The sequence below is a fragment of the Candidatus Poriferisodalis sp. genome (assembly GCF_965198245.1).
Lineage (GTDB): Bacteria > Actinomycetota > Acidimicrobiia > Acidimicrobiales > Poriferisodalaceae > Poriferisodalis.
In genome coordinates, this window is the sequence record NZ_OZ240249.1 from 2,718,172 (window position 1) to 2,731,282 (window position 13,111).

Annotated in this window: 14 protein-coding genes; 3 read left to right on the forward strand and 11 right to left on the reverse strand. The window is 64.7% G+C overall.

Annotation, left to right across the window (positions count from 1 at the left end; translation table 11 throughout):
* Window positions 1-15: 15 nt before the first annotated feature.
* From ACOCMM_RS12240 to ACOCMM_RS12260, 5 genes are all read right to left on the reverse strand, one after another.
* Window positions 16-204 (reverse strand): EthD domain-containing protein, encoded by a 189-nt coding sequence (locus ACOCMM_RS12240; RefSeq protein ID WP_419553423.1) that lies wholly within the window; start codon window positions 202-204, stop codon window positions 16-18.
* An 11-nt stretch (window positions 205-215) separates the two neighbouring features.
* Window positions 216-842 carry a hypothetical protein gene (locus ACOCMM_RS12245; protein ID WP_419553424.1) on the reverse strand — a complete coding sequence of 209 codons (627 nt, stop codon included), beginning with the start codon at window positions 840-842 and terminating at the stop codon, window positions 216-218.
* A gap of 177 nt (window positions 843-1,019) precedes the next feature.
* Window positions 1,020-2,309 carry an aminotransferase class I/II-fold pyridoxal phosphate-dependent enzyme gene (locus tag ACOCMM_RS12250; RefSeq protein ID WP_419554873.1) on the reverse strand — a complete coding sequence of 430 codons (1,290 nt, stop codon included), beginning with the start codon at window positions 2,307-2,309 and terminating at the stop codon, window positions 1,020-1,022.
* A 642-nt stretch (window positions 2,310-2,951) separates the two neighbouring features.
* Window positions 2,952-3,137 (reverse strand): hypothetical protein, encoded by a 186-nt coding sequence (locus ACOCMM_RS12255; protein WP_419553425.1) that lies wholly within the window; start codon window positions 3,135-3,137, stop codon window positions 2,952-2,954.
* Between the two features lie 139 nt (window positions 3,138-3,276).
* Complete coding sequence (locus ACOCMM_RS12260; RefSeq protein ID WP_419553426.1) at window positions 3,277-4,200, reverse strand: hypothetical protein; 924 nt, start codon at window positions 4,198-4,200, stop codon at window positions 3,277-3,279.
* Between the two features lie 71 nt (window positions 4,201-4,271).
* On the opposite strand from ACOCMM_RS12260, the gene ACOCMM_RS12265 reads away from it, so the two are divergent.
* Both ACOCMM_RS12265 and ACOCMM_RS12270 read left to right on the forward strand, forming a co-directional pair.
* Window positions 4,272-5,816: an amidase gene (locus ACOCMM_RS12265; protein WP_419553427.1), complete on the forward strand. Its 1,545-nt coding sequence runs from the start codon at window positions 4,272-4,274 to the stop codon at window positions 5,814-5,816.
* A gap of 40 nt (window positions 5,817-5,856) precedes the next feature.
* Entirely contained in the window at window positions 5,857-6,315 is a 459-nt protein-coding gene (locus ACOCMM_RS12270; protein ID WP_419553428.1) for a nuclear transport factor 2 family protein, read from the forward strand.
* Between the two features lie 24 nt (window positions 6,316-6,339).
* Here the strand turns inward: ACOCMM_RS12270 and ACOCMM_RS12275 are convergent, their stop codons facing one another.
* Window positions 6,340-6,888, reverse strand: coding sequence for a hypothetical protein (locus ACOCMM_RS12275; protein WP_419553429.1), 549 nt, complete (start codon window positions 6,886-6,888; stop codon window positions 6,340-6,342).
* Window positions 6,889-6,949: 61 nt separating this feature from the next.
* Between ACOCMM_RS12275 and ACOCMM_RS12280 the strand changes: the two genes are divergently transcribed.
* Window positions 6,950-8,428 carry an amidase gene (locus ACOCMM_RS12280; protein WP_419553430.1) on the forward strand — a complete coding sequence of 493 codons (1,479 nt, stop codon included), beginning with the start codon at window positions 6,950-6,952 and terminating at the stop codon, window positions 8,426-8,428.
* Between the two features lie 37 nt (window positions 8,429-8,465).
* Here the strand turns inward: ACOCMM_RS12280 and ACOCMM_RS12285 are convergent, their stop codons facing one another.
* From ACOCMM_RS12285 to ACOCMM_RS12305, 5 genes are read right to left on the reverse strand one after another with little or no spacing between them, the layout of a single operon-like run.
* Entirely contained in the window at window positions 8,466-9,242 is a 777-nt protein-coding gene (locus ACOCMM_RS12285) for an enoyl-CoA hydratase/isomerase family protein (RefSeq protein ID WP_419553431.1), read from the reverse strand.
* Between the two features lie 18 nt (window positions 9,243-9,260).
* Window positions 9,261-10,253 carry an oligopeptide/dipeptide ABC transporter ATP-binding protein gene (locus tag ACOCMM_RS12290; RefSeq protein ID WP_419553432.1) on the reverse strand — a complete coding sequence of 331 codons (993 nt, stop codon included), beginning with the start codon at window positions 10,251-10,253 and terminating at the stop codon, window positions 9,261-9,263.
* Window positions 10,237-11,064: an ATP-binding cassette domain-containing protein gene (locus tag ACOCMM_RS12295; protein WP_419553433.1), complete on the reverse strand. Its 828-nt coding sequence runs from the start codon at window positions 11,062-11,064 to the stop codon at window positions 10,237-10,239. Before ACOCMM_RS12295 ends, ACOCMM_RS12290 begins: the two co-directional genes overlap by 17 nt.
* Before the next feature lie 2 nt (window positions 11,065-11,066).
* Window positions 11,067-11,978, reverse strand: a complete 912-nt coding sequence (locus ACOCMM_RS12300) for an ABC transporter permease (RefSeq protein ID WP_419553434.1) — start codon at window positions 11,976-11,978, stop codon at window positions 11,067-11,069.
* Window positions 11,975-13,036, reverse strand: a complete 1,062-nt coding sequence (locus ACOCMM_RS12305) for an ABC transporter permease (RefSeq protein WP_419553435.1) — start codon at window positions 13,034-13,036, stop codon at window positions 11,975-11,977. Before ACOCMM_RS12305 ends, ACOCMM_RS12300 begins: the two co-directional genes overlap by 4 nt.
* Window positions 13,037-13,111 lie beyond the last annotated feature (75 nt).

Sequence of the window (13,111 nt, forward strand, 5' to 3'; positions counted from 1 at the left end):
GGTCGGTGGTCAGGATCAGGGTCCGAGTCGCACCTCGGCGACACCGTCGTAGGTCGGCTCGTGTTTACGGTAGCCCGAGTCGAGCGTCGGGTACTGCCAGTACTCCTGCACGCCCGGCAAGGCGCAGAGCACTTCCCTATGGGTCGTCTGCCAGTGGATGCGGAAGGCCTCGAGGTCGAGGTCGGGCCGCCGCTTGAACGCCACGAATGCGTGGATTATGGCGCCCAGTCCACCACCTCTGGCCGGGTCAGATCTCGGTGCCGTCGGGCCGGTAGGTGTGCCACGAGCCGGTGGGGTCTCGCCACGTGTTGTAGCCGTGTTGTTTGAGTCGGTTCTGTCGCCCACACAGGGGTGCCCCGTTGCCGGGGCACGTACACCCGCCGACAGCGGCCGGTTTGGTGTGATCGGCCTGGCACCGAGTCGCCGGACATGACAGCTCGGCCAGATGCACTCGTCGCTCTGCAACAGCACCGCCAGGCGGGCCGACCAGTGAACAGTCGCTGTTTGCGCCCCAGGTCGATGACAACGCCGTCAGAGCCGACGACGACCCTCCGCACGTGACCCTGGATGCCTGCGATGGTCGCTTCGGTTGTGTCGATGGGGGTGCCGTTGCGCGTCTGGCACCGGTAGCTGTCGTCGTTGGGGTCACGGCGGCCCACGTGCCCGCCGGCCAGCTTGGCGAGCTCCCGCTGGAAGGTCTCGTGGTCCATCACCACGTCGGTGACGACCCCGCTGCCACCGTTGGTTGCGTCCGGCAGGGCGGTGGCGGCGGCCTGGAAGATCGCCCACAGGGCATCGAGGGCCGCCGGCACTTCCCGAATGGGTCGATCCAGAGTCCGCACGGGGGTTCTTCACCGAGAGTTGTCAGGCACAGGGCGCAGCCATGTTCTCGAGTATGAGGGCCGCAGATATGCCCCTCTGGCACTCGAGAGTTGTCTGGCCCGATCCCCTCGGTCACTGATCGTGGGTTCTCGACCCGCTCGACTCTGCCGGTTGAGGGCCAGCACCCTCGTTACTCGTTAGATCCCGCCCCCGTCCAGGAGGCGTCCGAGGCGCTCGATCCCGGCTACGACCCCATCGGTCGGGATGCCGGCAAAGCACAGCCGCATGAATCCCGGTTCGCCGATGTGGCAGTCGGCGCCCGGGGTGAGGTTGACGTTCGCTTCCTCGAGGAGCCGGGTCCACAAGCCCGCTTCGGCCTCCCACGTCACGGTGTCCATGAAAGGGCGCAGGTCACAGAGGAGGAAGAAGCCTCCTTGGGCTGGGAAGTAGGGAATGCATGCGGTGTCGAGTGCCTCGACGGTCCGGCGGTACGCCTCTCTGAGGCGTCGCTCGTTCTCGGCAACAAAGCCCGCCACCCATCCTCGATCGGAGATGAGCTGTTCCAGCAGGTACTGCGTATCGCCGGAGACCGCCGACCAATACGCCAGCCCGCCGACCGCGCCCAGGACGCCGGCGTTCTCCGAAACCAGCACGCCGCACCGCAATCCGCTGACGGCGAAGTCCTTGCTGAAGGCCCACACGAGGTGGATCAGCTCTCCGAGGGCCGGGCGCAGCGCCGCCCCGCTGACGAACTCCCGATCACCATGAACCGAGAAGGCGTACAGCTCATCGAGCACGACATGGATCTGGCGCCGTTCGGCCCAGGTGAGGATGTCGTTGATCTGATCAGCCTCATACACACGCCCCTGCGGATTGTCTGGCGAGGTGAAGAGCAGTGCCTTGACCGGCACAGCGGCCGCGTCTAGCGCCTCGTCGAGGACATCGGCAGTGAGCTGGAACGACGTGGCGCTGGTGGTGTGCACTGGCACGACCTGAAGCTCATCGCGCGTCTCGAGGTCGGGCCAGAACCCCGTGTAGCTCGGGGTGGGGACGAGGATGCCGTCGCCCGGGTTGGCGATGGCATAAAACAACGTCTCGAGCACGCTTCCCGAACCCGCCAGCGCGATGACGTGCTCGGGCTCGATCGACCTGCCGAACAGCCGGTCTCCGAGGAACTGTGCCAACGCCTCGCGAAATGACAGCGCCCCGACCATCGCGTCATAGCCGATGACCCGGCCTGGAACATCACGGCTGGCCGCCATCTTCGGTTCGAGGAGATCCCACACCAACTTGTTTTCAGCAAGACACATCGACACGTACCCGTCAGGGTTGGTCACAAGATCCCAGGCGTCCTCCGCCCGGGCGAAATGCTCGTCGATGAACGGGGGCAGCGGGCGGTTGGCGACCAGCGCCTCACCGCGGCTGGAGAGCTGATGTCTGGCGATGTCGGTCAAGAGGGCCTCGATCGTGGTCCCGACCCCAAGCATTGCATCCACCGGCCATCAGCTCTGAGCGCTCGATGACTCAGCCCGAGCTCGGGTCGGCCAACTGCGACCTGGTCGGCACAACCAGCGCACACCACCCCCGACCCTTCAACCCGCTCTCACCCGGGTCGTTCCGATCGACTCGAGCGGGCCGATCGGCCGTAGCCTGCAGGTTCAGTTTGCTGCCCACAACGGTCGCAATGAAGAAGTCCACCTGCTAGAGCATGAGGGCTGCCTCAACATCAGGTCGATCGATTGAGAAGCTCGGCCCCTGAGACTGAGACGGTCTGCGCGCGGAGGGATCTGGTCAGCTTGTCGTGCCGACCGGTGACCGCGCTCCACATCATTGGAGCCGACAGCCCCCTTGAATAGGTCGAACAGGCCGCTCGCCTCGCCGCAAACGCACTGGGCTAATCGCTCCACGGGACCTCCTAATGGGGGCTCACGTGCCGATCGTGCACACCGAACACGCGGTCATAGAGGTGGGCTGCCGCACAGATCGGCGCCTCGGCATGAGAGCGAGCCGGCGCCCGGAACCGGCGGGGCGGCCCGGCTTCAGCTCGCTTCCAGGTGGTGTCTGAGTGCCTAGCGGATCACTGCTGACACGGGCACTCCTTCGTCCTCAGGAAGGCGCACGACGTCTTTTCAGGTCACGGTCGAGGCGAAGCGACCGGGCTTGCCTCGGCTAGCGAGGAACTCGTCGGCGTCGTAGCTGCGTTCGGCTTCATCCGCGAGATGTTCGATGAGCTCCTCGGTGATCGGCCTACCCGACTTCGTGTCACCGTAGATCTGCTCGGCGCTCAACGTTCCAGCAGCATCTGTGGGTGGCACGCAGCGACATCGGATGAATGATCATCTCTGTGCCCTCCGCGGTCAGCGACACGTCGACTTCGAGCAAGTTGGCGGAGAAATCCGGCCCGATGACCAGCTATCGATCTGGGAACTCGGGGAGATCTTCGGAGTACTGGCCTCACCACCCGAGCCGGGGCGCGATCTCCCGATAGCCCTGCCCGTCGGGGACGATCGCAGTCACGTCCACACTGTGGAGAAGCGCCACGAGATCGGCTCGCGGCTCGAGGGGGAGGAGCAGGGCGAGCCGCGGGTCGCCGTCGGTGAAGCGTCGGCAATCGAGCAGCTGGCCGATGCCAGCTCGTATGGCCTCCCGCGAGGTCGTGCCCTTCGCCACGACAAGCAGCCCCTGGTCGGGGTCGTACACATCCGCGATGACGCGACCGACCTCCCCCGGCGGATGACTCCTGAGGCGAATCGGCTGACCTCCCTGCCGTCTGACGAAGCTCGCGTAGGTGTGCACGAGATCGCTGGCAATGTTCTCGGACGTGGGTCGAGGACGACCGGCCCACTGAGCTTCGGACTCCGTGCTGCGATCGTGAACCGGCACCTGCTCGACGACCAGGTGGTCCGGGGCCGCCGCCGACGCAGCCATTGGATCGGGCTCGAGTGCGTCGATGCCCTCCAGCCGGAAGACGATCACGGTGCGCAACTCTGCTGCCGTGGCGTCGGGCGCATCGGCTTCGTAGCTGTCGACGAACCGGAACGTCCCCTGGAAGCGCCACAGTTCCCGCCCTCGATCGAATAATTCGAGACTTATGCCCTCGGCCACATGATGATTAATTGCTAGATTTCCCCGGACCATACGTTGATCACCGTGGGGTCCTTCGCCGACAAAGTGGAAGAACAGTTCGTTGTTATCACTCCGCTTCCACCCGTCCATATATTTCCGAAATGGCTCGGCATCCGTGTCGCTAAACAAGAGAATTGCTGGCGTAGTTGCCGAAGGGCTAACCGAACCCAGGGGTTGGCTGCCGAAGGCCTCATGAATCTCTGGGCGACTGATCAGGTCTCCAGGATCGAGGGCATAATCGCCGTAACGCACCGGGTGCCATACTAGAGCGAAGCCGGTCGGGAATGTGCTAACCTCCTCCTCTCCGAGCGGAGGGGGGCGCCATGTCAGAGTCACTGACGGCCAACAACAACTTCGTCCCGCCGACGGCTGATGAGGTGCGCGAGATCGCCGCCGCCTACGGGATAACACTCACGGCAGATCAAGCCGAGTCGCACGCGGGAGTCATCGCGGGGGCCGTGCCCGCCTACTCTCGCTTGAGAGAGCTACCGGAGGTAAGGCCAGATGTGAAGTACCCCCGCACGCCTGGCTATAGACCGCCACCCGAGGAGAACCCGTACAACGCCTGGTACTGGCGGTGCTCGGTCAAGGGCGCTCCGGAGGGAATCCTCGCTGGCAAGACCGTCGCCATAAAAGACGCCGTCTGCGTGGCGGGCGTTCCCATGATGAACGGCTCGGCCCTGCTCGATGGCTTCGTTCCCGATATCGACGCCACCGTGGTGACACGGATCCTCGACGCGGGGGGCGAGATCGTCGGCAAGGCGGTGTGCGAGAACCTCTGTGTCACTGGTGGCTCGAACTCAGCGGCGACCGGGCCGGTGCTGAACCCGCACAACCCCGAGTACGCGACCGCCGGTTCGTCGAGTGGGTGTGCCGCCCTCCTCGTGAACGGTGATTGCGACATGGCCATCGGTGGTGACCAGGGGGGCTCGATACGAATGCCTTCGTCCTGGAGCGGCTGCTACGGGCTGAAGCCGACTTATGGGCTCGTCCCCTATACGGGCGCCTTCGGCATCGAGATGACCGTCGACCATCTCGGACCCATGGCCCGGTCGACACACGACGTCGCGCTCTTGCTCGAGGCGATCGCCGGCCGCGACCCGATGGACCCGCGGCAACGGGACGATGTCGTGGTCCAGCCCTACACCGAGGCCTTGATCGGCGACATCAGCGATCTCACGATCGGCGTGATGAGCGAGGGCTTCGGGTGGGAGGGAGGCTCGCAGGACGTCGACGAGGTCGTCAGATCGGCGATCTCGAACTTCGACAGCCTCGGCGCCAACATGATCGATATCTCGGTGCCATCTCACCTCGACGGCTTCCCGGTCTTCCTCGGTATGTTCGCCGAGGGCACGTTCATCCAGATGTTCCTGTGCAACGGGTTCGGTACGGGCTGGAATGGCTACTACCCGATGGCCGCCATGGAGCACTTCGGGCGGGGCTTCAAGACCAAGGCCCACTGTCTCTCGGCGACCGCCCAGTACCTGCTCATCCACGGCCACTACATGATGGACCGGTACAACGGGCAGTTCTACGCGATGGCGCAGAACCAGCGGCCCGCTCTCAGGGCCGCGTACGACAGAGCTCTCGAAGAGGTCGACTTGCTCGTCATGCCCACGTGCGCGCCGGAGGGCGTCGCCATGAAGCACATCGCGGACCCGACGATCGAGGAGCTCTTCGCTACCGGCTGGACGATGGGCAACAACACGTCTCCGTTCGATCTCACGGGTCATCCGGCAATCAGTGTTCCGTGCGGAAAGCACGACGGGCTCCCGGTCGGATTGATGCTCGTCGGGAAGCACTTCGACGAAGCGACAGTGCTGCGCGCTGCCCACGCCTTCGAGTCAACGGGCATCTACGAAATGTGATCGGTCGGTTCTAGCGGAACAAGAGAGAAGGGAATCCATCGTGGCGACTCTTGAAGAGCGTGTCGACGTACTGGAAAACATTGAGGCGATTCGCCGCCTCAAGATCGAGTACGCCCAGGCATGTGATGATGGCTACGACCAGGATCGTATTGCCGAGTGCTACACGGAAGACGGGGTCTTCGACACCGGTGAGTTCGGTCGGCATGAAGGTCGGGAGACGATCCGAGAGCTCTTCACCGGACAAGAAGACGTCTTCCAGTTTGCCCTTCATAATGTGCTGGGGCACACCGTCAACGTCGAACCGTTTGCCGATACGGCAACGGGAAGTGTCTACCTCTTCCAGCCGTGCACGGTCGAAGGTGAAGCCCGCTGGTTTGCTGCGACCTACGACGAGGAATACCGCAAAGAAGACGGGAAGTGGCGCTTCTCGCTGAGCAAGCTGAACGTCGCGTTCAACACACCGTACGACAAGGGCTGGGTCGAGCAGCGCATGGCGTAGCCGCTCGTAGGAGCCAGCCTCTCGTCAAGACGCGGAGCCGGGGTCCGTGACCGGCCTCATGATGAGGCCGGGCGCGGGAGCAACTCGGTCGCTCTTCAGGATCCGCTCGGTCCATTCGTGGTGCTCAACGATGGCATCACCCTCGTGGACATCGAGGTTCCACTGTCGCTCGAAGAGGACGTCGGGCTCGGTGGGCTCCTTGTTCAAGGTGAGCTGGTCTCGACGGAACGTCACCTCGTATTCCGGGGTGACCCTGGTGAGCAGACCGAGTCGGTGGAGCTCGGGCGCGAGCGTGGCGATCGTCTGCTTGTACTCGTCCCACGAGCTGGGTGTCGGCGATGGCCCGTGCACGAGCTCGTCGCGACGCCGACGGGCCGCTTCTATCGGCTCGGCTGACTCCGCCCAGGCGTCGAGCACGGCCACGAGCTTGACGTAAGCCATCGAGGCGAGGGTCGCGTCGTAGCCCTCGTGGTGCAGCACGGCAGCTCCGCCGTGTTTCATCGGGATCCACCACGCCTCAGCGATCGCAGCCTCCCGGACAGCGTGCTCCCACTGAGCAGTGACATCTGGCACGCGATCAATCTAGTGGCCTGCCTCTGGCGTGAGTGGTCCTCGGAACCGAGGCTGCTCATTGATGCCAGACTCCGAGTCAGGGAGCCCGCGCGGCAACGAGGGGGATGAGGAAATGGCGATCGACGTAGGGCAGTACGACGCATTGGCTCTGGCCGACCTTGTCAGGCGCAAGGAGATCAAGCCGATCGAGCTGGTAGACGCGGCGATTGAGAGGATCGAGCGCGTCAACCCCGAGCTCAACTGCGTGATGTTCAAGAACTACGACGCAGCCCGGGAGTCAGCCAGTGGCCCGCTGCCGGACGGGCCCTTTATCGGCGTGCCCCTGCTGCTCAAGGATCTGGGCATCAGCTACGAAGGACTGCCTCTGACGGGCGGCTGCCGTTACCTCCAGGATGTCGTCGCCGAAGAAGACAGCGTGATCGCCGAGCGCATCGCCGAGGGTGGCTTCATCCGGCTCGCCAAGACAGTGACGCCTGAGCTCGGTTACTGCGCCGCGTCCGAGCCGCCCATCTATCCGCCGGCGCGCAATCCATGGAATCGCGACCACACGCCAGGTGGCTCCAGCGGCGGCTCGGGTGCTGCCGTAGCCGCCCGCGTCGTGCCCCTGGCCACCGCCAGCGACGGCGGCGGCTCGACCCGCATCCCGGCCTCCAACAACGGCCTGGTCGGACTCAAGCAATCGCGTGGTGGCACGACGTTGGCCCCGCTCCAAGCGGCGCCGTGGTACGGCTGCGTCGTCGACGGCTGTGTGTCGTTGAGTGTGCGAGACCAGGCGGCCTATCACGACCTGACCCAGTATTCGACGCCTGGCGATGTGTACTCACTGCCGCGGCCCGAGCTTCCGTTCCTGGACGAGGTCGGCAGAGATCCCGGGCGGCTCAGAATCGCGATCATCACGAAGGCCGCAAACGGTAAGCCCGTCCATCCTGATTGCGTCGAAGGCGCCCACAACGCGGCAGAGCTGTGCAGCTCGCTCGGCCACGACGTCGAGGAGGCGGAATACAGCTTCGACTTCGACTCCCTCAGCGAGGTCTTCTCGCGCATGGCCTGCGCGGCGACGGCCGGCCTCCTCCGTGATACAACGAGGAGAGTCGGGCGTGCGCCACGGCAGGACGAGCTCGGCAATGTGATTCAAGAGATGGTCGAGCGCGGCGAGCAGATGAGCGCAGCAGCGCTCGTCGACGACATCGAGGCGATGCACGCCTTCGGCTGGACCATCGCCAAGGACTGCCTGCCCTATGACGTGGTGATCACGCCGACAATGCCCAACCCGCCGCACAGGGTCGGCTACTACGACATGACCCTGAGCTTCGATCACTATCAGTTCGAGCTACTGATTCCGGAGATTGTCTTCACGCTCCCGCACAATGTCAGCGGTCTGCCCGCCATGTCACTGCCGCTTCATTGGAGCACCGAGGGCTTGCCCTGCGGCGTGCAGTTCATCGCCAAGCACGCCAACGATTCCCTGCTGTTCCGGCTGGCAGCGCAGATCGAACGGGCCCAGCCATGGAGCGACAAGGTGCCGCCCATCCACGCCTGACGGGTCGGGCGAGCTCTTGGACCGGACGCTCGCCCCGTCAGCGGCCCTCGAAGCGAGCTGGTCGCTTCTCGACGAACGCGGTGATGCCCTCTCGGGCGTCGTTGGTCGCCAGCGCGCGGTGAATGGTCTCGGTCTCGAGCTCGAGCGCTCGCTCGAGCTCGTCCTGCTGCATCTGGTCCATGAGGCGCTTCGAGAGCTGCACGGCCAGCGGCGCCCGGCTGGCAATCCGCCCGGCCATCTCGTTGGCGGTGTCGAGGAGCGAGCCCGAGTCGACGACCCGGTTCACGAGACCGATGCGGTGTGCCTCGGCGGCGTCGATCACGTCGCCCAGCAGGACGATCTCCCGTGCATTGCCCTCGCCGACGACTCGAGCGAGGAGGGAGGCCGCGCCATTGGTCATCGTCACGCCGATGCTCACCTCGGGGCATCCGAAGCTGGAGCGGTGCGATGCAATGCGGAGGTCGCATGCGCAGATCATCTCGACTCCGCCGCCGATCGCATACCCGTCGATGGCGGCGATGACGGGCGTCCCGATGTGCCTCAGGGTGCGCGTGATGGCCTGAAAGGCGTCGATCGCGTCGCTGAGCCGTGACTCGTCGAGCGACACCGCCTCGTGGAGATCCCAGCCACCGGTGAACGCGTTGCCGCTGCCAGCGAGGACGACGGCCCGCACGTCGGCGTCGTGGTCAGCAGCAGCGAGGGCTTCGTTGAGCCCAGTGAGCGCCTCGAGGCTCAGGGCATTCAGCACCTCGGGACGATGCAACGTGATCGTCACGATTTGACCTGACTTCTCCGTGAGCACGATGTCTGGCACGTGGCCAACCTCCTGCCGTCACACGGAGCCGGCGCGAAGCATCTCCTCGGCCCGGCGACAGGCGACCGGGCGGGTGCTCGAGTTGACAGAGATCTCGAGGAGTTGCGGCTCCCACCCCGAGCACTCCATCTCTGCTGCCGGGCAGCGGGAGAACAGGGGGCAGCCGATCGGGAGGTTGATGGGGCTCGGGATCTCGCCGCTCAGCTCGTAGGTCGGCGCGGCCGCGTTTGGGTCCGGGTACAGCACGGCGCCCAGCAGCGAGCGGGTGTACGGATGGAGCGGACGGGCGAACAGGGCGTCGGTCTCCTCGACCTCGACGATGCGCCCGAGGTACATCACGGCGATGCGCTTGCTCACGCTCCGGACGGCGGTCAGGTCGTGGGAGATGAAGAGATAAGAGACGTCGAGCCGATCCTGGAGCTCGTGAAGCAGCCCGAGGATCTCGCCGCGACCGACGACGTCGAGGTTGGAGACGGGCTCGTCGAGCACGATCAGGTCGGGCTCCATCATGAGCGCTCGTGCGACCGCGAACCGCTGCTGTTGGCTCGTCGTGAGCGCTTCGGGGTGTGCATCGACGAGCCCGGGCGGCACCCGTACGATCTCCAGGACCTCGTCGACGCGGCGCGCTCGGTCGGCGCGCGAGAGCTTCATCGCGTGGAGCGCGTCCCTCAGCATGTTGCGCATGGTCATACGCGGGTTGAGCGACAGGAACGGATCCTGAAAGACCATCTGGAGCTTGGGCCGTAAGCGCCGGAACTCCTTCTCCTTGAGGTCGCTGATCCGCTCTCCGTTGTAGAGCACCTCGCCCGCGGTCGGCTCGGTCAGGCGGAGAATGAGACGGCCGATCGTGGTCTTCCCGGACCCGGACTCCCCGACCAGCCCCAGCGTCTCGCCCTTGGCGATGGAGAGGTTGACGTCGTCGACGGCGACGAGCGTGCCCTGGTGAGGGATGTGGAAGTGCTTGACCAGACCTCGCATCTCGATGAGCGGCGTCTCACTCTCCGGACCCATTGCCGCCTCCCTTGTCACCAGCCGCTCGCGCCCGGTCAAGCTCTGTCACCTCGAGCAGGCGCTTGCTGTACTCGTGCTCTGGATTCTCGAAGAACGTCTTCACGTCGGCATTCTCGGTCAGCCGCCCTCCGCTCAGCACGGCCACACGGTCACAGTACTGAGCGACGATACCCAGATCTCCGGTCGCGATCAGCAGCCCGAGTCCAGAATCTTCGATCAGCGAGTTGAAGTCGTCGAGCACCTGACGGGCCACGGTGACGTCGAGGCCGGTCGTCGGGTCGTCGGTGACCAGGAACCTAGGCCGGTTCACGAGCGACATCGCGATGACCACGCGCTGACACATACCGCCGCTGAGCTCATGAGGGTAGCTCTGCGCCCGGATCTCGGGATCGGGGATGCCGACGCGCCGGATGAGCTCGACAGCCCTGTCGTAGGCGTCCTTCCTGTCGAGCGACTCGTCGTGGTCGAGGGCAACCCTCGCGATCTGATTGCCAACCCGCTCGAGGGGGTTCAGCCGGGAGCGGCCGCCGCCCATGAGAATGGCCAGCTCGCGGCCGAGGATCTTGCGGCGCTCGTCGAGCTCCATCGCCAGCAGGTCGCGCCCGTCGAGGCGTATCGCTCCCTCGGCGACGATGGGATGATCGACCAGCCCACCGATCGTCTGCACGAGCAGCGACTTCCCCGTCCCGGTCTCACCGACCAGACCGACGGCCTGACCGGCCTCGACCGTCAGCTCGATGTCGGTGAGGATCGGTTCGACGCCTCGACCGCCATCGCTGATGCCGATGTTCAGATGGCTCAGCTCGAGCACCTTCAGAGCTCCGTCCCGGGCTGGATTCCGACCGCTGTGCCCCGCTTCACGGCCCGGATCCTCAAGCCGACGTCCTGGGCCGCGAAGGCGAACGACAGGACGATGAGGCCCAAGGCGATGCCGGGGAACAGCGCCGGCCACCATTGGCCGGTGACCATATTGGTCGCCCCGATGGCGACCATCGATCCGAGCTCGGGTGTCGGACGAGGCACGCCCGCGCCGACGAAGCTCAGGCTGGCCGTGAACAGGATCACGAAGCCCATGACCACCGGTATCGTGGCGACGCTCGTTTGAATCGAGTTCCGCATGAGATGGCGGAACACGATGCGCGGACCCGAATGGCCGAGCACGCGCGCCGCGTCGGCGTAGGGCAGCTCTCGCACGGTGAGCATCTCGGCGCGCCCGAGGCGCACGAACGGGGGGATGTTGACGAACGCCATGGCGACGATCACGTTCGTGGTCGACGGACCTCGAACGGCGACGAGGGCCAAGGCGAAGATGAAGACGGGAAAGGCCTGGAGCACATCCATAGACCGCATGATGAACTCGCTGCTCGCCGCCTCCACACGACCGACACCGGCTATGTGGCCGGCCAGCGCGCCGATCGGGAAACCGATGACGATGGAGATGATCACTGCGGTGATGGCGATGAACAGGTTCACACGCGGCGCAGCCAGGATGCGCGAGAAGATGTCCATCCCCGACCGATCAGTGCCGAGCCAGTGCTCTGAGCCGGGCCGCTGCAGGATCGAGTCGCTGTCGATCTCTTCGGGGCCGTACGGGCCGATGCTCGGGCCGATGAACATCAGAATGATCCAGATCGCGACCGCGATATAGGTGATGGTCGCCGCCGGGCCGAGGGTACGGAAGGGGTTCCAGCGCCGACGGGCGGGCTCGGTCGATGGTGTGTTCATAGTCGAACCCTCGGATCGGACCAGGCGTGGAGGATGTCCACGACGAGGTACACGAACATGATGAAGAGGGCCGATACGAGCAGGAACCCCTGGACGGCGGCGTAGTCGGCTTCAAGGACCGCCTTCACGCCATAGTTACCGAACCCGTTGATGCTGAACACGTTTTCGACGAGCACGGCCCCTCCGAGCAGGAAGCCGTACATGACGCCGATGGTCGTGATGATCGGTGGGAGTGCATTCCTCAGCGCGTATCGGTTGAGAGTCTTGCGTTGCAAGCCCATGACGCGGGCGTTCTGGAGGTAGGGGCTGTCCTCGATCTCGGTCATCTTGACGTAGGTGATCTTGAGAATCGGACCGCCGTACACGAACATCAGCACCAGGACGGGGCCGACGAGGTGACCGAGGTAGTTCCGCAGCACGCCCCATTCGCCGGCGATTATGGAGTCGATGATCAAGAAGTTGGTCACCGATTCAGGGCGCATCTGGTCGACGTCTAACGCGCCGAGCGGTGTTGGCGCGATGTTCCACGTCGTGAAGAACACGTAGATGAAGATCAGGGCGAGCCAGAAGTCGGCCAACGACCCAGCCAGCAGGCCATAGATCCGGATGAACTGGGCAAGAATCTTGTCGATGAGGCGTCCCTTTGGTCGAGCCGCTCGCACCCCTAGCGGGATCATGATCAGGACCGACAGACCCATCGAGATGCCCATGAGCTCGATCGTCCCAGGCAGGCGTTCGGCGATGTCTGTGCGGACCGGCTGTGAGGTGAACCATGAGTCGCCGAGATCGCCTCTTAGCGTGAGCTTCACATAGGTAAAGAATTGCTCGGGCAGTGAGTCGTTCAAGCCGAGCTTGGTCTCCGTGCGTTCGATCAATTCCGGTGGAGCCTGAGGCCCGAGCATCTGGATAGCCGGATTGCCGGGCACCAGCCGGATCATGATGAACGAAATGAGCATCACCGCCACGATCTGCGGTATCAGGAAAAGCAAGCGACGCTGGATGAAGCCACCCCTGCGGAACCACCGAACGGGCCGCAGCAGCGCGTTGACGATCTTCATCTGGGCGGCAGCCTCCTAACCGCTGACCCCAGTCAGGTCGTCGCTATGGTGTTCCGCTCGTCACTGAACGGTGTC